The 26325-nt window shown below is 45.2% G+C and carries 16 protein-coding genes; 8 read left to right on the forward strand and 8 right to left on the reverse strand.

Going from position 1 to position 26325, the window contains the following annotated elements:
* The first annotated feature begins 160 nt into the window (after nt 1-160).
* Complete coding sequence (locus tag QZ918_RS05600) at nt 161-1327, forward strand: pyridoxal phosphate-dependent aminotransferase (protein WP_293332136.1); 1167 nt, start codon at nt 161-163, stop codon at nt 1325-1327.
* 229 nt (nt 1328-1556) lie between these two features.
* Here the strand turns inward: QZ918_RS05600 and QZ918_RS05605 are convergent, their stop codons facing one another.
* On the reverse strand, nt 1557-2330 hold the full coding sequence (locus QZ918_RS05605) for an RNA polymerase sigma factor SigF (RefSeq protein WP_293332139.1): 774 nt from the start codon (nt 2328-2330) through the stop codon (nt 1557-1559).
* 554 nt (nt 2331-2884) lie between these two features.
* On the reverse strand, nt 2885-3730 hold the full coding sequence (locus QZ918_RS05610; RefSeq protein ID WP_293147303.1) for a photosystem II manganese-stabilizing polypeptide: 846 nt from the start codon (nt 3728-3730) through the stop codon (nt 2885-2887).
* An 827-nt stretch (nt 3731-4557) separates the two neighbouring features.
* Here QZ918_RS05610 and QZ918_RS05615 point away from each other — a divergent pair.
* The gene (locus tag QZ918_RS05615; RefSeq protein ID WP_293147301.1) at nt 4558-4920 is read left to right on the forward strand and encodes a hypothetical protein; all 363 of its coding nucleotides are present in this window, start codon (nt 4558-4560) and stop codon (nt 4918-4920) included.
* 66 nt (nt 4921-4986) lie between these two features.
* Here the strand turns inward: QZ918_RS05615 and QZ918_RS05620 are convergent, their stop codons facing one another.
* From QZ918_RS05620 to QZ918_RS05635, 4 genes are all read right to left on the reverse strand, one after another.
* A complete protein-coding gene (locus QZ918_RS05620; RefSeq protein ID WP_293332142.1) occupies nt 4987-6594 on the reverse strand; it encodes a calcium-binding protein in 1608 nt (535 codons plus the stop codon).
* Between the two features lie 79 nt (nt 6595-6673).
* Nucleotides 6674-6808: a hypothetical protein gene (locus QZ918_RS05625; protein WP_293332145.1), complete on the reverse strand. Its 135-nt coding sequence runs from the start codon at nt 6806-6808 to the stop codon at nt 6674-6676.
* Between the two features lie 64 nt (nt 6809-6872).
* The gene (locus QZ918_RS05630) at nt 6873-12317 is read right to left on the reverse strand and encodes a trifunctional serine/threonine-protein kinase/ATP-binding protein/sensor histidine kinase (protein ID WP_293332148.1); all 5445 of its coding nucleotides are present in this window, start codon (nt 12315-12317) and stop codon (nt 6873-6875) included.
* Nucleotides 12318-12483: 166 nt separating this feature from the next.
* A complete protein-coding gene (locus tag QZ918_RS05635; RefSeq protein WP_293332151.1) occupies nt 12484-13470 on the reverse strand; it encodes an AEC family transporter in 987 nt (328 codons plus the stop codon).
* Nucleotides 13471-13778: 308 nt separating this feature from the next.
* Here QZ918_RS05635 and QZ918_RS05640 point away from each other — a divergent pair, with 308 nt between their 5' ends.
* From QZ918_RS05640 to QZ918_RS05650, 3 genes are all read left to right on the forward strand, one after another.
* The gene (locus QZ918_RS05640) at nt 13779-16310 is read left to right on the forward strand and encodes a vWA domain-containing protein (protein WP_293332154.1); all 2532 of its coding nucleotides are present in this window, start codon (nt 13779-13781) and stop codon (nt 16308-16310) included.
* 309 nt (nt 16311-16619) lie between these two features.
* Nucleotides 16620-17618: an ImmA/IrrE family metallo-endopeptidase gene (locus tag QZ918_RS05645; protein WP_293332157.1), complete on the forward strand. Its 999-nt coding sequence runs from the start codon at nt 16620-16622 to the stop codon at nt 17616-17618.
* A gap of 2 nt (nt 17619-17620) precedes the next feature.
* Nucleotides 17621-18286, forward strand: a complete 666-nt coding sequence (locus QZ918_RS05650) for a hypothetical protein (RefSeq protein WP_293332160.1) — start codon at nt 17621-17623, stop codon at nt 18284-18286.
* 32 nt (nt 18287-18318) lie between these two features.
* Here QZ918_RS05650 and QZ918_RS05655 read toward each other — a convergent pair whose 3' ends face one another.
* Nucleotides 18319-19614: a ribonuclease D gene (locus tag QZ918_RS05655; protein ID WP_293332163.1), complete on the reverse strand. Its 1296-nt coding sequence runs from the start codon at nt 19612-19614 to the stop codon at nt 18319-18321.
* 248 nt (nt 19615-19862) lie between these two features.
* Nucleotides 19863-22562: a DNA gyrase subunit A gene (gyrA, locus tag QZ918_RS05660; protein ID WP_293332166.1), complete on the reverse strand. Its 2700-nt coding sequence runs from the start codon at nt 22560-22562 to the stop codon at nt 19863-19865.
* A 397-nt stretch (nt 22563-22959) separates the two neighbouring features.
* Here gyrA and QZ918_RS05665 point away from each other — a divergent pair, with 397 nt between their 5' ends.
* From QZ918_RS05665 to QZ918_RS05675, 3 genes are all read left to right on the forward strand, one after another.
* Nucleotides 22960-23883: a histone deacetylase family protein gene (locus QZ918_RS05665; protein WP_293332169.1), complete on the forward strand. Its 924-nt coding sequence runs from the start codon at nt 22960-22962 to the stop codon at nt 23881-23883.
* A 400-nt stretch (nt 23884-24283) separates the two neighbouring features.
* On the forward strand, nt 24284-24472 hold the full coding sequence (locus tag QZ918_RS05670) for a hypothetical protein (RefSeq protein WP_015175516.1): 189 nt from the start codon (nt 24284-24286) through the stop codon (nt 24470-24472).
* Nucleotides 24473-25296: 824 nt separating this feature from the next.
* Nucleotides 25297-26319 carry an ABC transporter ATP-binding protein gene (locus tag QZ918_RS05675; RefSeq protein WP_293332396.1) on the forward strand — a complete coding sequence of 341 codons (1023 nt, stop codon included), beginning with the start codon at nt 25297-25299 and terminating at the stop codon, nt 26317-26319.
* Nucleotides 26320-26325: the final 6 nt, after the last annotated feature.

A 26325-nucleotide genomic window follows, 5' to 3' on the forward strand; every position in this document is an offset into this window, starting at 1 on the left:
TGATGCACTACTTTTTACATTGAGGAAGTTACACCGCAGACTTGGACTGGCTCTAGTGAAAGCTCTTCATGAGTAGATTTAGATAGGTTGTTAGAAGCGGTTGAATATCAAGATTTGTCGCCCTAAAATCTAAAGTCAAAAATCTAATATCTAAAATCCAATGATCAAGTTGGCAGCACGAGTGGGTGAGGTTCCTCCTTCTATAACCTTGGCGATCGCAGCTAAGGCAAAAGCTATGAGGGCCGAAGGGATTGATGTATGTAGTTTGAGCACGGGAGAACCCGACTTTGATACCCCAGAACACATTAAAGCGGCGGCAAAGCAAGCTTTGGATGCGGGGAAGACTAAGTACGGCCCCGTGGCTGGGGAATTGCAGCTAAAAGCTGCGATCGCCCGCAAACTCCAATCGGACAACAATCTTAACTATCAACCGGAAAATATCATTGTCACCAACGGCGGCAAGCACTCCCTCTACAATCTGATGATGGCTCTGATCGAGCCTGGAGATGAAGTAATTATTCCGGCTCCCTACTGGCTCAGCTATCCAGAAATGGTCAAACTCGCCAGCGGTAAGCCCGTAATTGTACGGACAGATGCTTCTACAGGATATAAAATTACACCGGAACAACTGAGTGCGGCGATTACTCCCAAAACCAAGTTATTTGTGCTGAATACGCCTTCTAACCCGACGGGAATGGTGTACACTCCAGCGGAAATTAAAGCGCTGGCCCAGGTGATAGTCGATCGAGATATTTTAGTCGTTTCTGACGAGATTTACGAAAAAATTATATATGACGGCGCCAAACACGTCAGCATCGGTTCCCTGGGCAAAGAAATCTTCGATCGCACGATCGTCAGCAGCGGTTTTGCCAAGGGTTATGCTATGACAGGCTGGCGGATTGGCTATTTGGCCGGCCCAGCGGAATTAATTAAAGCCACCAGCACCGTTCAAGGTCACAGTACCTCAAACGTGTGTACTTTTGCACAGTACGGCGCGATCGCAGCTTTGGAAAGCAGTCAAGAGTCTGTCGAAAAAATGCGTCTCGCTTTTGCCGATCGGCGTGAAGTAATATTTGAATTGCTTGAGGCGATCCCTGGAATTAGCTGCATCAAACCAGACGGTGCTTTCTATATGTTTGTCAATATCAGCAAAACTGGAATGACTTCTCTGCAATTTTGCGATGCTTTCTTAGAACAGCATCAAGTAGCAGTTATTCCAGGGATTGCTTTTGGTGCAGACGACCACATTCGCTTGTCTTATGCCACGGATTTAGGCACAATTAAAAAAGCCCTAGAAAGGCTCGATAAATTTGTTCGTAGCATCTAAAAATTTGTCATATCGTGTCCGATCGATTAACAGCAATAATATTCGTTCGTAGTGCGGACTTCAGTCCGCAGCATTTTGCGGACTGAAGTCCGCACTACGAACCGTTTTTGTTATCGTAATCGACCGGACATGATATCATGGGTCATGGGTCATTGGTCATTGATAGTAACTGACAACTGACAACTGACCACTGACTAATGACTACTGCCAACTGTCAACTGTCAACTTACTAAAGCTGTTTCGTCATAATTTCCTTTAGTAAATCCAGCCCTTTCTTAACTCGCCGAGAAACAGTCACCGCGCTAATACCCAAGCGTTCGGCCGTTTCCTTCTGCGTCAAATCGTACAGAAAAACAAACTCCAATATCTCCCGAGTCCGTTGTTCCAACATCGCCAAAGCTTGCTGTACGCGAATTTGATCTTCTTGCGCCAACTGAAAACTCCGATATTTGCTATCGGGCACCAATTCTCCCAGACAAGTCGCCCCCTCATCTTCATCCTGCACCGGCGCGTCTAAACTTAAAGGCGATCGATTGAGATGCGCTAACTTAATTTCTTGCCATTCTGCTACAGAAACCTCAAGCACTGCTGCTATTTCAGCATCCGTAGGTTTGCGGTTCAACTGCACCTGCAAATCCTTGATCGCTGCGACAGATTTGCGTTCCAGGGCCAACCAGTGGCGCGGAACTCGCACAGAAGGGCTTTTGTCCCGCAAGTAGTGTTGAATTTCGCCCCGAATGTAGGGAATTGCAAAGGAACTAAAAGCGTGTCCCTTGGAGATATCAAATCGCTCTATAGCCCTAATCAACCCAATACACCCAACTTGCAGCAAATCGTCGTAGCTTTCAGCGCACTGATTGATCCAGTGGTAAACTTCTTTTCTCACCAGTCCAATATTCAATTGAACTAACTGATTGCGGACTTCGTTCGAGCCAGAATGTTGGTACTCGCGCAACAATTGCAAATTTTCACTTTTTAGCTCGTTGGGGATTGTGGTAGACATGGTGGCATAAGGGTTGGTAGAGCAGGGGACTGATGTTGCTTTAGACCGGGTTTTTAATCTAGTCTAAAAAAAATAATCTTGCTGTGGTGTAATCCTAGCACTTAAAAGCTGTGACAGCAGACACACCAGTTAAAGTTTGGGACTGTGCAAGGATTTGGCGGAGTCAGTCGATTTTAAATTTTAGATTTTAAATTTACTCCACAGATTAATTTAGGAGTTTCAACTTTGGTCTAAAATTTGGCGATCGACCCTAAGCGAGCGTCAGGGCTTCCGTTTTGGGTCGGGGTCATTCGAGAAGTGTTCAGCAAAATCCGTATTTCTACTGATGTTTATTTTTCACACCATATTGTAGTGGCAAATTTGTTTAAACGCAATACTTCAATTAATCAAAAATTCTAATTTAATAACTGGCAAGTCAATAACACTTTAATCATAAATTTAGTCATTAGTCAACAGTCTTCAGTTATCTTTCTAAAGACTGTTGGCTAATGAAGGGCGAGCAGTAGCTTTAGGACAAAAAACTGCTCGAGTTCGATCGATCGAGAAAGACAATTTTACGAAACAGAAGGCTCAATCCGAGCGTAAAACAAGCCACGAATTTTCACATCCAGAGCAGGTCTAGCTCCCAAATCAGTATCAGAAGGCTGTACGCTTTCAAAAATACCGCCAATTTCGCCAGTAGCGCTGTTGACCTTAGCAATTTGGAGAGAAATTTTGCCAGCCTTGGTACGGGTGTCAGCTAACTTAACATTAGAGCGTTTCAGCTTGGAATTGTCAGTAGCCGGCAACGCGACAGCATTGTCGTAGCCCGTCGATACACCGCGACCTTTAGGATCTAAAAAGCCTGCGCTGCGGTAAGAAGGAACGTTAAATTCCCCTTGAAAATCGGTAGAAGTATTGAGCGCAACGACTCCCGGATCGGAAGTAGCCACTAACTCTTTAATGGTGAACAAGAAAGGTACTTGCTCTCCACCCGGTAACTGAACTGTAATTGCTTGAAAGTCCAAGCCGTCCTCTTCTGTAAAAGTCAGAGTACCGTCATTACCAACCTTGAGCGTACCTTGAACTTGGTCAATGCTCGACGTGAACCGCGTCAACAATTTACCAGGTACAAATTCTGCCTCTTGGCGTTTGTTGGCTGCTTCTTCCTTCACAAAGTAAGTTGTGGGCTGCAAACACATACCAGTCAGTTTATAGGTGCCGCCCGCTTCAATCGGGATCGATCCCCGAGAAGTTTCTGCCAAGCTAGGGCAGTTATTAGCCAATCCCGTACCTCTAATCTCGTCGTAGGTGAGCAACTCGGTAGTCGCCACCGTGGTATCAGTAGGAGCAGAAGAACAAGCAACCAGCGCACTCATGCAAAATGCTAAAAGTGCAACAATTAAAGCACGATATTTCATAAAAAAAACTCGGTAACTGGGAAACTCACAGTCTTTAGACCTGAGAGAAAAACGACCAGGCGATTTCAATCGCCTTGAATCTTTCCATTACCGCCTTGGAGTTGTAAAAGTCCGGTGTACTTTTGTAATGTACTTTCGATGGGACAATTACCATCTCAAATCTTACAACCCTGTACGCATAATGTTCGCTCCTGATGGAGCCTCCCTTGCGGGGTAATGTTCGCCTCGACCTGGTTATAAAGGCTTGTTAGACCTGCGACACTGTTTCAGTGACTTTAAAACTGTTTAATCGCAGGTGACAGAGCGGAAAACTGGCGTCGCATTCGCCGGTGTCGTGACCTAAATAACGTCTCCTCCGTATAGGGGTCTGGTCAGAACAGCTTGCAATTTCTTACAAGCTCAGTGGCTTTTAGCCCTGAGTTCCTGACTCCCAACCTCAATATCCAACATCGGATTATATTAAGAAAAAGCCCTAGTTCGAGCAAAATATAATTGCCCGCCGGCAGGCTAGGCCAGCGCCATAGCAGCATTTAGATCCAGATGGCTCGCTTCACCGACACTGGCTTTCACTCAAAAAATCGAGCTAGTGCGGTGAAAATCAGCAAGAACTTATGATTTCTCAATCATGTTCGGATCGCAGCCCAATACACATGGTACGACGGGTTGTGCTCTTTTCCTGACTTGGATTGGAAATAAATCTTGCGATCGTCAACCCACTTAAGTTACGTTGCTTATTGGCCCCGAATGGCGATCGCCACTAGCTCGATTAGTCGGCTCACCAAAAGGCTGGGGACAAACGCCTTGTAGATTTCAAAGGAAGCAGCGGTATGGACAACGGCAAAAATTTAGAGTCAGAAAAGTTGCAGTCTCAACTGCAATCGCTGACAGAGGCGATTCGGACTTTAGCCGAAAGTTGTCAGGGAGACAGTGTGCTGCTTTTGACCCTGCTGCGGGCCCTGGAAGCTTCGCACCAGGAAATTCGGGACGGTTTGTTCCAAGCATCTTTTCCCGACAACCGCCAAGCAGTTTACAAACTGCTCAGGAATATTGAAGCCAATGGCGGCTGGCCTTACATCCAGCGTATGAAACTTCGATCGATCTTGGGGTACGCCCAACAATTATCTCCACTAGAAAACGATCCGGCCAAGTCTGAAAATGACTCGGCCGGGACTGAGGAAGACCTTAAATAGTGATGAGTTTTGAGTTGGTGACGTTGACATTAACTCAAAACTCATCACAGAAGGGCGCTGTTGCACCTAGAACCCGAAAGGTGTAGGAGGTACGGGTATCGGACTCGGCAGCATCGCAGGAAATACCGGCATCTGGCCGGGCATCGGCAAAAGTCCTGGAGTAGGCGTCGGGGCGATCGAACTAATTGACACCATTGAATCAGGTACGGTAACAGTCGGCGCAGTCGGAATCCTCGAAACCGTCGGAGTTGGAGTCGTAGTCGTCGGAGTTGGAGTCGTAGTCGTCGGAGTTGGAGTCGTAGTCGTCGGAGTTGGAGTCGTAGCCGTCGGAGTTGGAGTCGTAGCCGTCGGAGTTGGAGTCGTAGTCGTCGGAGTTGGAGTCGTAGTCGTCGGAGTTGGAGTCGTAGTCGTAGTCGTCGGAGTTGGAGTCGTAGTCGTCGGAGTTGGAGTCGTAGTCGTCGGAGTTGGAGTCGTTTCCGTTCCCGTAGTAGTCGTAGTAGTCGTAGTCGTAGTCGTCGTAGTCGTCGGCCTGGGGGAAAACGTCCCACTCACACTGATAAAATCAGTGGCATCGATCAGCGCCGACGGAGTGTTGACCAAAATTGCTAACAGCTTCCCGTCGATCGTAATTACCGTATCTCTGAGATTGGCACCATTACCTTGGCGAACTTGCAATTGACTGAAAGATAAACTGCTCGGCAGTCCAAAGAAATCCTCAGCCTCATTGTAATCAGTAATTAAAACCAAACTTCCCGGGCCGGCTCCCAATCCAAAAATATCACTGCCGCTACCACCAGTTAGAGTATCCGAACCCTCACCTCCAATCAGAGAATCATTACCCTCTGCCCCAAATAAATTGTCATTGCCAAAACTACCCAAAATTGTATCGTCGCCCAGACCTCCGGCCAAAGAATCATCGCCAAAACCGCCGTCGAGAACATCATTACCTTTGCCACCAAATAGGAAATCATTACCTTCATCTCCCATGAGGCAGTCGTCACCTTGATCGCCGCGAAGGGTATCCAAACCGCTGCCACCAGAAAGTGTATCGTCAGCCTTGCCACCGAATAGTTGATCGTTGCCGGATTCTCCCAAGAGCGAATCTCTGCCAGCATTCCCGTACAAAGTATCGTCACCGTCACTGCCGGCCAAATAGTCGTTGCCATCAAGGCCAAACAGTTGATCTCGCCCGCTACCGCCGTTGAGAGAATCGTTCCCAAAATCCCCGTAGAGATAGTCATCATCACTATTTCCGAACACGGAATCGTCGCCGTCATTCCCTCTGAGGGTATCGTTGCCAGTACCCCCGGCAATCACATCATTGCCTCCGTTACCACGAACCAAGTCGTCCCCTGCATCTCCCAACAAGCTGTCTAACCCGTCGTTGCCATCGAGAGTATCGTTACCCAAACCGCCGCGAACCGAGTCGTCCCCATTGCCACCGGAAAGAAAATCGCGGCCTTGGTTGCCAATGAGCTCGTCATTTCCTTCACCCCCAAGCAGCGAATCTGCTCCATCGCCTCCGAGAAGCTGATCCTTGCCTGCGTCGCCCTCTACGGTATCATCTCCATTCGCGCCCAGCAGTGTGTCATCGCCATCTAAGCCGCGAATTCGATCGCCCTGCGGAGTACCTAGAATAAAGTCGTTGCTGTCCGTGCCGATCAGGTTTGCCATAGGGAATACACCGCTCCTCAATAAAATAAATTGTTTTAAAGTATGTCAATCGCCTGCGTGACAAGGCATTGCTGCTTGCCTACGTTAGCATAGTTGAGATTTTGGCAAATTGCTGAAGCGGCGCGGGAAATTTTGCCAGTGTCTGGAGTGGTGGCAAATAGGTTCGATCGTTCCGAATGCGAGTCCTCGGATGGATGCGGACTAAAGTCCTCACTACAAACCTATGTTTAAAACCGCTATCATCACTAATGACTAATGTTCGCTCTTCTGGGACATCACTAATGACTTTCTTGACTAACAGGTAGGACGATCGCAAATTCAGTCCCCTCACCAACCGCAGAGTTGCAGCTCAACTTACCACCGTGGGTTTCCACAACGATTTGACGGGCGATCGCCAATCCCAACCCAGTACCTTTTCCTACCGCCTTCGTGGTGAACAAATGGTCAAAAATCCGCTGTTTCACAGATTCAGTCATCCCCGCACCGTTATCGGCAATTGTAATTTTGATATGGCGATCGCCCTCCAAACCGCTCCGCACCCTGATACAATTAGGATTCGCTTCAATTCGATCAAAACTGCGGCCTTGACTTGACTCATCTAGGGCATCGATCGCATTGCTGAGCAAATTCATAAAAACTTGGTTCAGTTGACCGGGAAAACATTCGATTCGAGGCAGATTTCCGTAATCGGTGACAACTTCGATCGCCGGACGGTGTTCGTTAGCTTTCAGTCGGTGTTTGAGAATTAAGAGCGTACTGTCAATCCCTTCATGAATATTAAAAGGAACTTTGTAGTCTTTATCGGCTCTGGAGAAGGTGCGGAGGCTCGTGCTGATACCGCGAATGCGATCGCACCCCACTTTCATCGACGACAGCATCTTGGGCAAATCTGCTAAGGCATACTCCAAATCAATATCCTCAGCATCTTGTTCGATTTCTTCGCCGGGATTTGGCAGCTTTTCTTGATATAATTTTAAGTGATTAATCACATCTTTGATGGTAGTCGTTGCTTCGTCAATATTGCCGTTAATAAAGCCGACGGGATTGTTGATTTCGTGGGCGACTCCGGCGACGAGATTGCCCAAGGCGGACATTTTTTCGCTCTGTACGAGCTGTAACTGGGCTTGCTGCAAGTCAAAGAGCGATCGTTCTAATTCTTGGGCATAAGCTTGAGATTGTTGGTACAAGCTGGCATTTTCGAGGGAGATGGCCGCTTGGGCGCACAACAGTTGGATGACTAGAGTGCGATCGTCCGTAAATGCCCCAATTGTCAAGTTATTTTCTAGATACAGCAACCCGATTAATTTACCCTGATACACAATCGGCGTGCACAGAACACTTTTGGGCTGTTGTTGCACGAAATACGAGTCAGCCATAAAATCGGTTCCTGCTGTCGCATCATCCAGTACGACGGTTTTTAAGGTACGTTTAACATAGTCGATCGCTGTGACGGGAAGCAATTCACTGGTTGCTAAGGGGATTGATAGTAAGGTAACGCTTTCATTTAGGTTCGCTAGGGCTTCCACCGTCAGATTATCGTCTTTGAGCAACAGCAGAGCAGCCTTGGTTGCTCCGGCATTTTCGATCAATACTTGCAGGAAGGTAGAGAGCAATTGATCTAGTTGAATTTCACTCGATAAAGCTTGTGATACTTTGCAAATGGTAGCAAAATCGAGGGATTCAGAAATGCTGCTGCTAGAGGAGATTGTTTGGATAGTTCGATCGCTCAATGAAGATTTATCAGCAGTTTGCAGGCGGTTTTCGGTGAGAAAATGGCGATCGCGCCCCGGTTGCAATATGGGAACCAGCAGTTGGGGATAGCGTTTTTCTAAATCATCGATTTTGGCTTTGGCTCCCCAGCGGGCATAGCAGTAATACGCTTCCTGCATATAGCCTGCGGCGACTTTTTCTTTGCCCCAGTCGAGGTAGAATTTAGCAGCGAGCTCGTTGGCTAAGGCTTCTTCTTGGATGTATTCGTTGGCTTTGGCTCCGGCGATCGCGCGATCGTACAGTTCTATGGCCTCTGTTTTTTGCTCTAAAATTCGATTTTTTTCGGCGACCACCAAATCATACTTATGCTTGAAATTCATCGGCGCATAGTCGGCCCATTTTTGCAAAGTTTCCTGATTAGACTCTACAATCGCTAGATCGGCATCGGGATAGTTCGCCAAAAGTGCTAATGAGTAATAAAATTTGTGCAAAGACACCATCATAGGTGAAAACTCACTGTTAATACACTCAGATGCCAAGATAGAATGTTCGAGACAGGCTGTATAATTTCCTAACAAATACAGTAGGATAGACTTCGCAACATATACAGAAAATAGCAGTGTAAAGCTATTAGATATTTTTAACTGAGGTATTGTCAATGTTTCATCAAAGCTTTCTCCTACCAAATGGGTTGCCTCCACAGATTCTCCCATTAGGTTCAAAGCAGCTTGCCTCCAAATTCCAAAAAAAAGCATCGAGAATTCTAATTTCAACTTAACTAATAAATCTCGATATTGTTCCTGCAATTGTTTAGTTTCTTTGAGATTTTCTCCTGTGAAGAAAAGGTGATTGCAGTAATTCATAGCACAGTAGGAAGCATACTCAAATTCTCCTGTATCTAAGCCAGCCTGTAATCCATTTAGAAAGGGAATTAAGCTGGCACGTCCACGCTCTTTATGAGGGCGAATAAAGACGTTAAAAATCAGTTGTAATTTAGACTCAATTTCTTTAGCGTGAAAACGTTCTAGTAATTGTAGCGAGAGCAACCCAGAGTGATACCCTGGATCTATATATCCCGGCTTAAGAAACAACAGCGCTCCAAAGCCATATCCAACAGCAGATAAGGCTGAATACCCATACTCAAAAGAGGCTTGAATGACAGCCAAGGTCACTTTAGGAAAAAGATCCGGTTGCGCGAAGTAAGCAGGACTGATCAGGCTCGCTAGGATTTGTACCTTAGCTAACTCAAAAGGATCCGTCATTGCCTGAAGAGAATTAACAGAATCAAGACTAGGTATTTCTATATTAGCAAGATCGATATCTGAAGAAAGCGATAGAGAAAATCCCAAAATATCTAACGCTTTTAAGCCAGTTTCTATTGCTTTTAGCATATTGTTTTGAGCAATATGAAACTGAATTTTTAGTTGATGGACTGCTACCTTATCCAAAACTGTTTTTGTATGTTGTAGAGTTGACTCTGCTAGTTCAGCAGAGCGAGCAAAATTTGCGTTTAGATACTCTAATTCGATTGTCTCTAGATGTAAAGCCAGACTAAATTCATACTGGTCTTCCCAACTATTTTCCGTCAGCAGTGTTAGAGCAGTATTTGAGTATCTGAGTGCAGCTTCATAGGCAGCAGAAGCTTTAGCCTTGCGTCCAGCAATTAAATTCAATTCAGCTAACTCATCTTTTGTTACTTGCTTTGCTTTAGTGAAGCTTTCCGCAGCTAGCGCATCTATTCCTAGATTTAATTGGTTGACAATATTAAAAATATTCAACTCCCTTTCTGTTTCTGTTATACTTTGCAAAAGCAAGAATCCAATTTTCAGATGGGTTGACTGTTTTTGGTCTTCAGCAATCAGAGAGTAAGCAGCTTGTTGGACGCGATCGTGGAGGAATTTATAATTAACAATCTGTGCATCTTGCTCCTTGTCGTGAATTGACTCTCCCACATAAAACTTATAAACTTCACTTTGTGGCAGAATCAACCCTGACTGCAAAGCTTTCCATAGAGATGTTGCCACTTCCGTTTGTGACCCAGCAGAGACAATCGCCAATGTATTTAAATCAAACTGATTCCCAATACAAGCTGCTAACTTCAAAATATCCTGAGTTATTGCAGGCAGTTTCTGCAATTGCAACGCCATAAACTCCACCACATCATCCGTCAGCGCCGCCTCCCGCACTCGAGCGATATCGCACTGCCACCCCCCGTAGCTCCCCCCTCGATCAGGGGGGGCTACGGGGGTAAAACTAATCAGCCCATCCTGATGCAGTGCTTTGAGAAACTGCGTAGCAAAAAATGGATTTCCCTGGGTTTTTTGCGCCACCAAATCAGTCAATGGTGTTGCCAAATCTGGAGTACAATTGAGGGTGTCAGCAATTAAATTATTGAGACTTTTTGAACTCAACGGTTCCAGAGTAATAGTATTCACAGTTGCCCCTGTTTTGACTACTGCATTCAGTGTCAGCATCAAGGGATGCGCTGCAAATACTTCATTATTTCGGTAAGCACCAATTACTAATAAATAGTTGGTTTTTGACTCGGACATCAGCATTTGCATTAACTGTAGCGAGGCGGAATCTGCCCACTGCAAGTCATCCAAAAACATCACCAGGGGATGTTCTTTGGCGGTAAATACTCGAATAAAGTTTTGGAACACCAAATTAAACCTATTCTGTGCCGCAGTTCCTGAAAGTTCGGTCGCAGGTGGTTGTTGACCAATAATTGTTTCTAGTTCGGGAATTACTTCAATGATAACTTGCCCGTTATCGCCCAGTGCTTGCAATATTTGAGTTTGCCATTTTTCTAACTTTTCGTCACTTTCGCTGAGCAATTGTCCCATTAAATCTCGAAAGGCTTGCACAAAAGCTGAAAACGGAATATTGCGGTTAAATTGGTCGAATTTGCCTTTGATGAAATAACCCCGTTGCCGCACAATTGGTTTGTGGACTTCGTTAACTACAACTGTTTTCCCAATCCCTGAAAAACCAGCTACTAACATCATTTCGATCCCCCTGTGTCCCCCCTTGGTAAGGGGGGATGCAACGCGCTCAAAGGCTTCGAGTAGGGTTTTTACTTCGGTTTCTCTCCCGTAGAGCTTCTCTGGTATGATGAAGCGATCGCACAAATCCCTCTGGGCTACTGCAAAAATTCCAATTTGACCACTTTCTTGTATTTGACGCAAACAAAATTCTAAATCAAATTTCAGCCCCAAAGCGCTCTGATAGCGGTCTTCAGCATTTTTTGCCATCAATTTGCTGACAATCTGGGAAAGTACCTGCGGGATTTCCGGCTTCATGGAATGCAGTGATGGCGGTTGCTTGGCAATATGAGAGTGCACCAATTCCATCGGATCGTTGGACTGAAACGGCAATTCTCCCGCCAGCAATTCATAGAAAGTCACGCCCAAAGAATAGAAATCAGTTCGATAGTCAATGCCGCGATTCATCCTGCCGGTTTGTTCCGGAGACAAATAACAGAGTGTCCCTTCGAGCACGTTAGGATTCATCAGAGTTTGAGTTTCCCTCGGCAGCAAAGATGCGATGCTAAAGTCAATTAGTTTGACTTGTTTTGTTTCTGGATTAATTAAAATATTGGCGGGTTTAATGTCTTTGTGAATGATGCGGTGGCGGCAGAGTATATCTAATGTACTGCTGATGTCGATCGCCATTTGCAGAAAATCCCTCAAATTCGGCGCAGTTTCCGCTTGTTCCCTCCATTCCTTCAGAGAGATTCCCCCGAAGTCTTCCATTACCAGCGCATAGCTGTTTTGATAAGTTTCTAAGCTGTATGTTTCGATGATTCCGGGTAAATTGAGGTTTTTGGCAATGGTATATTGATTGCGAAATTGCACGAGTTCGCTAAAACTGGGATACTCGCTCCGCAGGACTTTGATGGCTACTGGCTGTTTGTCGCTAGTACGGAAACCTCGATAAACTAGGGTGCGAGTTCCTGAGTAAATGCGATCGACAATTTCATAACCTGTCAATGTAAAATTTTGAGTTGTCATACTTTTATTATTCGCCTCATCTGTGGGCTATTTGTAGCTTAACAGAAGAAAATTGAATTTCCAACTCCAGTGATTGTTAAGTAAAATGAACATGACATAGATCGCTCAATGGTTGTGATTCATGTCACTAAAATAACCCCCTTCTTAAACTAATCAGATTCTATTTTCATGAAAAACTAAATAGCAGCATCCAGATTGGAATCGTGAATAATAAAGTAACGCAGCCAATACCGATCGCAGTTACGGTCAATTCGCGATCGAGATTAAAAACTTCAGCCAGCAAAGTAGTACCAAAAGCCGGAGGCATTGCCATTTGCAGCACCAGCGAAAGCCGCGGCGCGCCCGTAATGCCAACAAACGTTAAACCCGCGCCAAATACCAAGGGAATTAACAGCATTTTAATTGACAGACAACTCAAAACTTGTTTGAGATTGTGCAAAGAATTCAACTTGCTCAACTGCATCCCGATCGTAATCAAAGATAAACTAATTACAGCCCAAGCACCTGTTGTTAACAATCCTTCGATTAATGTCGGCAGTGGCAAGCTGCGCGAAACAAATCCCATACCCAGAGCCCACAGTGCCGGATTCTGCAAAATTGCTCGCAGGGGACTTAACCAATGCTGGTGTAGATTGCTGTTACCGCAGCCAGAGGCGATCGCAATTCCGAGTAAATTGATTGCCGTACCAGTACCCAGCAAGTCGTAAAACAACCCCCAAGCAAAGTGTTCCGGGCCCAACAAAGACAAGGTGATGGGAATTCCTAAAAAACCCGTATTACCAAACATCGCCGCTAATAAAAAACTGCCTTGAGTCGGCAAACTCCAGGCGGTTTTGGCTTCCGAGGTATTTTTGCCTGGATTAATAGTCTTGAGACGTTCCTCGCCCCAGCCGAAATTTATCACAATCCAAGCAAGTCCGCCACCCGCTAGAATTGCCGCGCAAGCTATCAGCGGCGCCAGCAAAATAGGGCCAGAAAAATTGGCGTGGCGGATAAAAGTAACAATGCTCAGCGGTGTGCCAAAAAAGAACAGAAACTTGGCTAAATATGTAGAATAGCTTCTCGGTAGCAGGCGGCCGAGAATGAATCCAAACGCTACCCATCCGATTAAATTTAGATAGAGTTTGAGCAGCGGATTTGCTAAATTTAGCATTATTGATTAAATATTTTAGGACTTGCACGCGCGGTCATAAACCGAGTTTTTACGAATACTAAATCTGTAGGGTGCGTCAGCAACAGAATATGATGACTGCTCAAAAAAATCGCCCCTGACGCACCCTACAGTAACTAAGGTACGTTGTTGGGCTTTAGCCCTCTTTATCTATAAGTCTAAAGAGGGCTAAAGCCCAACAACGTACCTCTCTCCCTACAATAACGATAATTTTGCCTCAACAGGCCTTGACACCGACAAAAGGGCGTGTCAAGATAGTGTTGAAGAATAAATCAACACAAGTGAAAAGTATGGCACGGCAAGCAAAACAATCATCTCAAATCAAAAGTTCCAGCAGCCAAGCAGCCTCGAATAATCGCACCAAATTTACCCTCTATAATTTTGCCGGAAATGAAAAGGCATTCTATTTAGTCGATCGCCTCAATCTCGAAAGAACACCAGGCGATATCCCCGAAAAATCCGTCGCCCACAGCATCATCATTATCGATCGCTCCGGCTCGATGTATTATGACTTAAAACCGCTGAAAGAGACCCTAGTCAAGCTTTTGACTTTAGACGAATACAACAATTACCAACTAATTGTCAGCCTCATTTCCTACGCTGACCATGGAGACGTAATTAGTCACTTTCAGCGAATTTCCATTCAAGAAGTTACGAAGATTGACTCTCAATACATCAAACAAATTAAAAATATCCAAACCGCTGGCTGTACCTGCATATCGCAGTCGATGCAGCTTGCTAAATCTCTCGTAAAAGCGGGAGAAGTGACAGCAATTAACTTGCACACAGACGGTTACGCAAATGACCCGAGTCCTAAGGCAGAAGCGGCAAAACTAGCGGAAATTTGTGACGAACTTAAGGACATGGATGTGTTTGCCAACACGATATCCTATGCGTCTGCTGATTTCAAACTGCTCTCGAAAATCGCCAACACTTTATCGGGAAATTGCATCCGCGCTGGCGAAGTCAAAATGGTTTATGATGCTCTCTACGACAGCACAAAACTATTAGGTGATTCCGTGGCGCCACCTTTGGAAGAACCGTTAATCAAGGAATATGATTATCAAGTTTTTGTTTCCAAAACTGGCAAAAAAATCAGCGGTTCATCGAGTACGCTGAAAATCTGCGGGTTGAAAGCAGATGATGCGGGACTGTTTTACAAGTATCAGCAAGTCACCAAAGATGAGTATGACAAATTAGAAGTTCCGGTTGCTCAAACTGATGAGTCGGTGTTTGCTTTTGCGAAAGCTAACCTCGCTGACGGCAATTTGAATACGGCGAAGTATGCGCTGGCGAGCACCTTCGATGCTACTTTGACGGAAAAACACGCGAAAGCTTTGACAAATGCTCAAATAGCCGAGTTTACGGAGGATTTGGAACGGGCTGTGTTTGCGCCTGATGTGTTGCAAAATCATCAAATTGGCGATCGGGTAAAAGTCAGCGATAAAATTTCCCTGCTGGAGTTGATCGAGATATTGGAGGAAAACAGCAACAGCATCATCATCAACTTAAAACACTTGCAAGAAAACTATCAGCGCAAAGGTTTGAAGCGAGTTGAAGGAAAGCGAGACGAAAACGGCAACCTTGTCAAGCCTTGGCTGAAAACAGAATTCTTAGATGGCGGCGAATACGTGCGAATGGGTTCATTTGCGATCAATCAAAATACCGCTACCATCAATATGCTGATTACCAGGAAAGTTAAACTGGTAAAAGTTGAGGATGGAAGTGCGATCGCAGAAGTGGCAGGAATTCTGGTGACAGACCTCAATACTTTCAACAATTATACCATTGTCAGCGACGGCGAAGTTAATATCAAGTCGCTGCGAACCAAAATCAGCAGCCAAGCAGTGTTTGATTTGCTCAAAAAATCCGGCGTGCTCGAACAAGACGGCTCGCCTGCGGGAGATTTTGACTTCCATTCGGAGTACGATCTTAACTTAGACAGTTTGCCGCTAGTGCCTTTTGACGGACGTTACGGCAGCCTTGACGGAGTGTTTGAGGAACTTGCTAACATTAAAATTCTCTCCAGCATCCTCTCGGCTCATTTGAAGGAAGCATCCGAGAGTTATACGGCTCAACAGTTGGAAGAGTTGAAACAGCACTATCTGTCAAAAAGCCTTTACCTCAACTTTCCGACGACGACGGAGTACACAGAGTTAAAAAGTGCGATCGCCAACGGTACAGTAGATTCGCGAGTCAGCTATAAAATCGACATCGGCAGCAAAAACATCCTCAACTTCGGCAAATTGCACTCAGCCAACAAGTTTCTCGATCGCCTGTATGAAGTTTACCACAAAAACACGGGCGAAAAGCTGGCAAAACCGACATTTGACATCACCTTAGACGAGCCTGTCGTCTTCGCACACAAAACAGTTTCATCCCGCACCAAAATCACCAAAGTTGACGACTTAATGAAACAAATTTTCGATGACTTTTTGGGCTTGGAAAATAACGGAATTGTCAGCGCTACCTTAGAAAAAGTTGGTGCAGACAGTTTGCTAAGCCTTCTGCAAGCAAAATGGCAGGAAGCAGATATCAAGCGAGACGAATTTGTCGCTGCTTTAGCTAGTGCAAACCAGCAACTAGAAGCTTATGCCGAAAAAGTGTACAGCGACAAAATTTCGCCGCTAGTTTTCTACATCGGTTCAACCGGACTTATTCCCGATGAAATGGAGGCCAAGGCGACAACTGCTGATGAAATGGGTGCTAAATACAGCAACTTGCAATTCTCTAAAGATGAGCAAGAAGGGATGTTTTTTGAAGTCGGCGATTGCATTATCAGCGTGTACGCTAAAAATGAGTATTTCACCGTAGGGAAGTAGGAATTAGGGTGGGCATTATTTGCCCACCTTGGTTAAATATGGCGGATTGAAATGAACCGCAAAGGCGCAGCGGCGGTGACCAGGAAATAGGTAGATGGGACAAGTGTTAGGTTGCCAAGACGAAAGGAGCGATCGCAAATCTTCTCTCATGGGAATTCTTCGGGTTCGTAACTTTCCTTTGGTGTTGCTTTTGCGAAATTTTATCCGATGGTATGATAGATATCCACGCTCTCTAAAAAAATAGTAGCTAAATTATCTGCAATTAGGTTACAATGATATTATGCAAATTCTCACACGGAGGGCAAGCCAATGACACAAACATTATCAATGTCTGTTCTCTATAAAAAACTCTCGGCGATCGGTTTCCCAAAACGTTTCGTTCAAGAAAAAGGCTTGCCCAGTTGGTGGAATGAAGAATTAGACAATAAACCCGTCGCCGTCCTAGAGGGCGCTGGTCATATTGCCCAACGTCTGCACCTAGACCTCAAAAGTCTTTTAGCTGAGAATCAGGCCCCTCAGTTTAAGCCCTTACTCCATACCAAGTTCAAGTACCATCAACAGGATAAAGCAGACGTACCTGAGGTTGCTCATCAACTTGCCTCACGGGTTGCGGAAGTGGTCGCTGATACTATAAAGCTCGAATTTAAACCCATCCCATCTGACCCTCATCAAGTCCGATCAGAGATTGTTGCCAAACATCCTCAAGTCACTTTGTACAGCTTGCTCGATTACTGTTGGGAACATGGTATCGCTGTTGTCTATTTTAAGAATTACCCTAAAAACACCCGAAAAATTACAGGCATGATCCAATGGCAATATGATTATCCCGTGATTGTCTTGAGTAATAGTCTTACTAACTCGGCATGGTTAGCTTTCGATCTTGCTCATGAACTGGGTCATCTTGCCCTTGGTCATATTAAAGTTAAAGAAGGTATTTTGATTGATGATGATATTAAGCAAGACTCTGACGATCGAGAAGAAATAGATAGCAATCAGTTTGCAGTTAAACTGCTAGTCAACAGTTTTGATAACTCCCTCGGCAATAAAAAGTTTAACAATGCACAAAACCTAAAAAATAAAATTTTTCAACTTCTTGAAAATGACTCTACCATCGATCCATCTGCATTAGCTTTAAATTATGGCTGGTATAATAAAAAATATTTTGCATTATCTATGAAATGTGTAAATTTAATTAATGCTCCTAAAGAAGGACAAAAAACTATTAACAAATTTTTAGAGCAGCATCTAAATTGGGATGAATTAGGTGACGATAATGCTGATTACTTAGACCAAATTTTAGGAGAATAGCTTTGTCTAGTTGTATCTATTGTATCGATAATGACATTGTCAAAAAGCTTGCTACATTCCAGCTATTCGATAATACTCTTAAATTATTTGATGCTAGTTATGAGCAAGTTAATATCCTAGAGACGGCAAAATATAAATTTGAAAAGGATTGGAAAAATTTTGAAGGAGGTAAACGTCAAAAAACAGAAGATCGTGTTATTAATTATAAACAAGTTCTTTACCTTACTAGAACTTTAGAAAACATATCTGAAGCCGATATTGACCAAGAAATTTTTATCCAGTTATCCAGTATTGAAAATATCGATCAAGGTGAAGCAATTCTCACAAGTCATGCTATCAAAGTTATTCAAGATGATAAATATGCTCAGATTTTTACTGGAGATAAAAGATTCATTAAAGCCTTAGCAAAAGTTAACTTACCTATCATTCAAGAGTCTCTAAATCATAAATTATGGTGTTTAGAACAACTTGTTCTCAGAAATATTGAAGCCGATGGCTTTGAGACTATTAAGGATCTCATTGTTCCTGTTCGAGAATGTGATAAAGCAATTAAAAATGTTTTTGGTTCAGGGCTTAAATCAACACCTGAGAACTCCCTAGATACCTTAAAAAAGTATATTGAGGAGTGTCGGGAGGAGGCAGGTAATCTACTAAATCCTTACAAGTAGATTTAAGTGTGACACTTAGCCTTAGTCCTAGCTTAAAACGGGATTTCCTCATCTTCATCTTCCACAGTCTTAGCCGTCATCCGCCAACTGGTAATATACTCAATTTGCACATCAATTGTGTTAATCGCATCCCCCAACTGCTTTTGAATGTATTGAGTCAGCGTCACCATAAAATCTAATTCAATTCCCGCAGATTGTACAAGTTTAGCCAAGCTAGCAAAATCTACCTTCAAAATCGAAGAACTAGATAACTTAAAATCAGGAGTATTGCTCTTATTTTGCACCAACATTGCTTTTTTAATCCGTTCTTTCAGATGCTCAACTTCCGAATCCAGCAACTTCCATTCCGGGAAAATTTCTTGATACCTTTTCCCCAATGCTGTTAAATCCTCACTCTCCGGTTCCGGCGCAATTTTATTAGTAGTAGATTTTCGCCGCTGCTGTACATTAGAATTCAACCGCCAACTAGCAATATCCTCAACTTGCAAAGATGGATGAGTGATGAGTTGTCCTAACTGTTTTTGAATTTCTTTTGTCAGCGTCACCGGAAAATTTAAATCAATTTGCTGAGTTTGTGTCAGTCTCGCCAGCGTCATAAAATTAACTTTCATCGTTATCGAACTGGAAAGCTGAAAACAAGAGCTATCTTTGAGCTTTTGCGCCATCATTCCTGCTTTAAATCGTTCTTTCACTTCAGCGATTTCTGCATCTAGTGGCTTCCACTGAGATTCTATTTGCTGATATTTTTTCCCCAAGGATATCAAGTTTTCCGTTGCGGGTTCGGGGTAAGATTGGGCAAGGATTTCTAGCAAGCGGCTGTGCACTTTAGCTAAATAAACCGCGTCCATCTTGGCATATTCTAGCTGCTTTTCAGTCAAGGGACGCTTTGCCCAATCGCCGCTTTGTTCTGTTTTATCTACATAAGTAATGCCGCAAAGTGTTTCGATTAAGGTTTTGAGTTGTCGGTTGGGTAAGGGCAGGATATAAGCTGGAATCTGTCTCGACATTTTTAATGTACAAGTGACATTTTTGGCATCGTCATTACCCAGAAATCTGATGTCATAGCTGGCGCTGTGGAAGACTTTTTCAATATTTGGATTTACCATGATTTGGTTGATGAAGTCTTTTGCCAATTCAGGTTGATCTAAGACATCTAGTATAAAAGTGGCATCTCCTGTCGCATCGGTGGAGTCTGCTAACACTTGAATTAGAGATAATTTGGGGTTCGATTTATAGTCTGCTATTTCTGTGTCAACCCACAGGATTTTAGCTTGCGAAAATTTAGCGATGAGTGCTTTGATGTCGTTTGCTGCTGTTAAATAAGGCATTTTTACAGACTTTTACTATTAACTTTATGCTTATATTATGCTATAGCAATTATTGTGTCAATTGTCAATGATTGAAGTGCCGCACATGGAATTGCACATTAGTGTCAACTTAAAGTCAGTCGTCAGACAAATTAGGTACGTTGTTGGGCTTTAGCCCTCTTTATAAGACTAGGAAAGAGGGCTAAAGCCCAACAACGTACCTTAAAAAGCAGTAAGGTGCACCGCAGCACACCCTACAAACTATTAACTTAGGACTCTTCTACCGCTTCCTCAGATTGCGCTTCTTCGATCGATTCCTCACCCGAAGCCGGCACCAAAGCCACAGCTACGATCGAATCATCCTCATCCAAGCGTTGCACCCGCACACCCGTTGCAGTACGCGATTGCGTGGAAATTGCACTCACAGCTTGACGGATAATAATACCTCGGTTGGTAATAATCATCAATTCGTCATCTGCGTTGACAATTCGCAGCGCTGCTACCTGATCCTTACCTTTCTTCGACTTGAATTTAGTAGCAGTCAATCCCTTGCCAGCACGTCTTTGGAGGCGGAATTGAGAAACAGGAACTCGCTTGCCGTAACCGTTGGTGGTGATGACCAAAACGCTAGGAACTTCGCTGCTAACGGCGGGAATTTCTTCGGCATCTTCGCCTTCAACTTCCTCAGCTTCCAGTTCTAATTCTTCGTCTTCCAATTCCACATCTTCAGCAATTTCGGCTCCTTCAAATTCCGATTCGCCCGTTTCTAAGAGAGCAACTTCTGTTCCTTCCAATTCTGAATCTTCTGTGTCAGCAATTTCGGCAACAATGGAACTTGGCAAGATGTCCATGCTGATCAACTCATCGCCCGATCGCAATTTCATTGATTTCACACCCCGAGTCGCGCGGCCAACCGGACGCAACTGCTCGTGATTGGTGCGGAAGTGAATCGCCATACCTTGGCGCGTACCGATGATAATGCTGTCACCAACTCTTGCTCTCCGCACCCAACGCAATTGATCGCCTTCTTCTAGAGAAATCGCGATTAATCCGTTAGTGCGGATATTGGCAAAAGCTGAAAGTGAAGTTTTCTTGATGTAGCCGCCGCGAGTTAGCATCACCAAGTATTCTTCGCTGGTGAATTCTGTAACTGACACCATAGAAGTGATTTTTTCTTCTATAGGAATCGGCAACAGTTGCACCACGGGAGTGCCGCGTGCCGTCCGGGAACAGACGGGAATTTGATAAGCTTTGAGAGAGTAAACTACGCCTCTGTCGCTAAAGAACAAAACGCTGTCGTGATCGCAACAGGAAAGGAAATGTTCTACTCCGTCATCTTCCTTCATTTTCGCGCCTGCTTTGCCGCGAGTAGCGCGACTTTGGGCCTCGAAAGTGCTGACAGGCATCCGCTTGATGTAGCCTTGCTCTGTGATCAGAATAATTGCTTGTTCGTTGGCAATTAAATCTCTTTCATCGATTTCTCCTTCGGCGTGTTCGATGACGCTGCGTCTGGGAGTGGCGATTTTAGTTTGAATTTCGACTGCTTCAACTTCAGCGATTTCTAAGATCCGTTCCCGGCGCGCTAAGATATCTTCTAAATCGGTGATTTTTATTCGCAGTTCTTCGTGTTCTTGCTGGATTTTTTGTGCTTCCAATGCTGTCAAACGCCGAAGCTGCATTTGCAGAATTGCGTCGGATTGCTGTTCGGAAAGACCGTAATTATCCATCAATTCTTGTTTGGCAGCGGCCGAGTCGGCAGCGGCGCGAATTAGGTGAATAATGGCATCTAAATTGTCTAGGGCAATTAATAAGCCTTGCAGGAGATGGTCGCGTTCTTCTGCTTTGCGGAGTTCGTATTGAGTCCGGCGAGTAATTGTCTCAATGCGGAAGTCTAGGAAGACATTGAGGAATTGTGAGAGCGTCAGTAGTTGGGGTTCCCCGTTTACTAGCGCTAACATATTGGCTCCAAAATTTGATTGGAGCGGTGTTTGTTTGTAGAGGTTGTTGAGGACGACGCGGGGATAGGCGTCGCGTTTGAGTTCGATCACGATCCGCATTCCGTCTCTATCGCTTTCGTCGCGAATGTCGGAAATCCCATCTAATCTTTTGTCGTTTACCAGTTCGGCAATTTTCTCAATTAACGCTGCCTTGTTTGTTTGGTAAGGCAATTCGGTGATAATAATTGCTTCTTTGTCGGGGCGGCCGGCGTGTTCGATGGTTTCAATGCCGGCGACTCCGCGCATTGTAATCGAGCCGCGCCCGGTGGTGTAAGCATCGCGAATGCCGCCTCTGCCGAGAATTTGCCCGCCGGTGGGAAAGTCTGGGCCGGGGATGTACTGCATCAATTCCAGGTCAGTAATTCCTGGATTGTGGATTAGCGCTACCAAACCGTCAATTATTTCGCCCAAGTTGTGCGGCGGAATGTTGGTTGCCATCCCGACGGCAATCCCGGAGGAACCGTTGAGCAAAATTTGGGGGATGCGTGCGGGGAGTACGAGGGGTTCTTGTTGGGAACCGTCGAAGTTGTCGCCGAAATCTACTGTTTCGCAGTCGATGTCGCGCAGCATGGAGTCGCTAGTCAGGGCTGTGAGGCGACATTCGGTGTACCGCATGGCAGCGGGCGGGTCGTTGTCAACGGAGCCAAAGTTGCCGTGGCCGTTGATCAGGCGTTCGCGCATGGAGAAATCTTGAGCCATCCGCACCAGGGCGTCGTAAACTGCTGTATCTCCGTGCGGGTGATACTTGCCCAGCACCTCCCCGACGACGCGGGCGCATTTGCGGAATGGTCGATCGGGAGTCAAGCCCAATTCGTTCATGGCGTAGAGAATGCGTCGGTGAACGGGCTTGAGACCGTCCCTAGCATCTGGTAGCGCCCGACCGACTATGACGCTCATGGCGTATTCCAAGTACGATCGGGACATCTCACCACCCAGATCCGTCGGGATTATCCGCGACTCAGAGATACTCATAGGTTGAAAAACTCCGCTAAAACTTTAAATTTGACCGCTATAAATCCCAAAAATGCGATAAAATCGATCTGGATTCAGTTGAGCTGCCAAATATTGCAAATTACTCCTAAAATTATATCACAATTTGCCCTTAACTTTATGGGAAAGTTGGCAGAAAAATTAAGGGACGAAACAAGGGAAATTCGTAAGGAAAGCAGTTGGTGATTTAGTCATCAATTGGCAAAAGCTAGAAAGGTTTTTTTAGGCGGTCGGGTTTCATGCTTTGGTGAGTTTTTTTGAGGGCTATATAAAAAATCAAAATGGTGGCCCGATCGCAATTTTAATTTCACAAAACCGAAGGCTTTCTTAAAGCAAACTAAAAATCTAAAATCCAAAATCTAAAATCTAAAATCAGCCGATGCTACCCGTCATCTATTCCGAAGATTTTTTGCTGCACAAGACTGGAATGCTTCACCCAGAGCGACCAGAACGTTTGACGGCGATCGTCAAGGCTCTGAAAGCTGCTCCCTGGGCCGATCGCCTTGAGTGGCAACTGCCGACGCCAGTGGCGCAGCGCGAACTAGAACTGTTGTCAGCAATCAAAAAAGTTCACGCGCCAAGATACATCAAAGAAGTCGAACATTTGGCTAATCGTGGAGGCGGCTACCTCGACGGTGACACGCCGATTTCTGCTGAAAGCTACGACGTAGCGCTGCTGGCTGTGAGTGCTTGGCTTGATGGAGTCGATCGAGTTTTAGCAACCAACGAACCAGCTTTTACGATCGCCAGGCCACCGGGACACCACGCCGAAAACAGCCGTGCGATGGGATTTTGCTTGTTTTCCAACGCTGCGATCGCAGCTCGCTATGCCCTAGAACAGCCGGCAATCAACCGCGTCGCCATCCTAGACTGGGACGTACACCACGGCAACGGAACTCAATCTTTGGTAGAAAACAGCAGGCAAATTGCCTACTGTTCCCTGCACCAATCTCCTTGCTATCCGGGAACCGGAGATGCTGACGAGCAAGGCGCCTACAACAACGTGCTGAATATTCCCCTGTATCCGGGTGGCGGCATAGCTGAATACCTGAGCGCCTTTGAATCTCTTGTCGTACCGTTTTTGTCAAATTTTGAACCGGATTTGTTGATTGTCAGCGCCGGTTACGACGCAATAGCCTCGGATCCGCTGGCTAGCATGAATCTGGCGCCGTCAGATTTCGGTACTTTCACGGGATATTGCCTGCAAATCACCCGTCGCATCGCCTTCGGTTTGGAGGGCGGTTACGCGCTGCAAGAGTTGGCCGAGTCGGTTGTAGCGACTATTGACCGGTGCCTCAATTAGCTGCAAAATTGGCAGGTGGGATTAGGAGGGGATTGATATCGTGTCCGGTCAATTGACCGCAATAAGTAGGGTTCGTAGTGTGGACTTTAGTCCGCATCAATTTCTGCGGACTAAAGTCCACACTACGAACGGTCGATCGGCCTTCTGCCCTCGAACCTCTCCCCTCTGCCTTCTGCCCTCGATCAACTGTCAACTGTCAACTGTCAACATTTGTGACAAGCATCACGAATTTAAAAGATCCGAGTCACTGAGCGTCTAAGTCTCGGTCACAAATTTTTAGCCTATAAATCACACCGTGTCAATGTTTTCGATCGCAGGAATCGGCGATCGGACAGAGCATAATAGGACTAGGATCAGCCTGTAATATTTTAATATCTCTCAATCAACTAGGAGGTTTATCATGTCCGTTTCCCAAATGACGCTCGAAGAATTATTTGGTCAGGTCATGTTCTCTAGTGTCGTGACTCGCCACGACCGGAGACAGCTAAGATCCGCACTCTTAGAAAGAACCCTGAATGAAGATGAGTATGCCATCATCAACCGACTGCTGTACAATGTGCGTCGCGGTTGGGTGAAAATTGTCGATTAAAGACCCAGCACCCAACCCCCGAGCGAGAAAGAAGTTCATAGCCTTTTCAATTTTCGCTTAAAGAATTGGTAATGACTGATGATTATCGGGGTATAGAACATGGGCCTAAAGTTACATTCTTTTGCAAACTGGATAAAATTAGAACTTGCCACTTAGGGAAGTTTTCCGTGTTTTTAAGCGACAGTTTAATGTTTGGAGATCGGTGTTAATGATTCTAATTGCGATCGACATCCGCCTAGAAGTAGAGATAATTATAAAATAACAGGTTTCGGGTGCATCTCTACTTGTTTAAAAAATATGAGTTTTGAGTTGCTAACTTCCAAGTTAGAATTAACTCAAAACTCATACTTGTTTGGAGGTAATAGAAGAAGGAAGTTCGGCAACGGATTTTGTAAGGGATGTAACGGATAAACTGTTAGTCATTTAAATTTATGGTTTGAACCCTTTACAGCATGAGGTCTGAGCCACAAATAGTGCACTTTGAATGTCGAACAGCTTATCAGTAAGAGGGTAGAAGGTAGAGTGGAGATGGAATCGAACCTAATGTTTTTAGTAGTAATTAAGAACATCTTAACCATCCAAGGCGGTTGCTAGAAAAGTTGATATTTGAGACTAGAAAAGACTGAGGGTGCTGGGGGTTGGGAACCGCGATCGAGTTGAAAAGTTTTAAACTGCGATCGAAAATCAAAACAATCAGCAGTTTCGGGTTGAGTCGGAATGTGCGATCGCCACAAGCACAGGAAGTCGGAACGTGCGATCGCCCATTCCGGCAAATTAAGCCCAGAAGTGTCAAAATATTAACAACCAGTTCATCCTTAAAATATATGGCTCCCGCCGTTTTAATTGAAAATCTTCAGAAACGCTACGGCACTGTAGAAGCCGTTAAAGATGTTTCCTTCAAGGTAGAACCGGGGGAAATATTTGGTTTGCTAGGCCCCAACGGTGCAGGCAAAACCACAACCCTGCGGGTACTATGTACATTGAGTGCGCCAGATAGCGGACGTATTGAAGTATCTGGCATTTCAGCAGTCAGCCAGCCGAGAATGGCGAGACAGAAACTCGGCTACGTCGCCCAAGAAGTCGCTCTCGATAAGGTGTTGACAGGGCGCGAACTCCTGCAACTGCAAGCGGCGCTTTACCATTTGCCGCGCAAGACTATTAAAGGGCGGATTGACAAAATGGTGCAACTCCTCGGTTTGGAGGAGTGGGAAAATAAAAAAACGGGCACCTATTCCGGGGGTATCCGCAAGCGCCTCGACTTAGCTGCTGGATTGCTGCACCAGCCGGATGTTTTGGTGTTGGATGAACCGACTGTCGGGCTCGATATTGAAAGTCGGGTGGTGGTGTGGGATTTCCTGCGGCGCTTGCGGGATGAGGGTACGACGGTTTTGATTACGAGTCATTATCTCGAAGAAGTGGATGCTTTAGCCGATCGCGTGGCGATTATTGACAAAGGTACGGTGATTGCTGAGGGGACGCCGGAGGAGTTGAAAAATCGGGTTGGGGGCGATCGGGTGACTTTGCGGATTCGGGAGTTTTCGCCGATCGCAGAAGCCGAAACAGCCAAAACTCTGATGGAATCTCTGCCTTTCGTGCAGGAAGTGATTGTCAACGCCGCCCAAGGAAATTCTCTAAATTTAGTAGTAACACCGCAAAGCGACGCGCTGGTGACAATTCAGCAAGCTTTAAAAAATGCGGGATTGCCTACTTTTGGGATTGCTCAATCTCGTCCGAGTTTGGATGATGTTTATTTGGCGGCGACTGGTAAAACTTTGTTGGATGCGGAGTTGGCCGCTGCTAGCAACCGGGATTTGAAGGCTGAACAAAAGGCTTCGATGCGATCGTAATTTGAA

The sequence above is a fragment of the Microcoleus sp. CAWBG58 genome, from assembly GCF_020883045.1.
Classification (GTDB): domain Bacteria; phylum Cyanobacteriota; class Cyanobacteriia; order Cyanobacteriales; family Microcoleaceae; genus Microcoleus.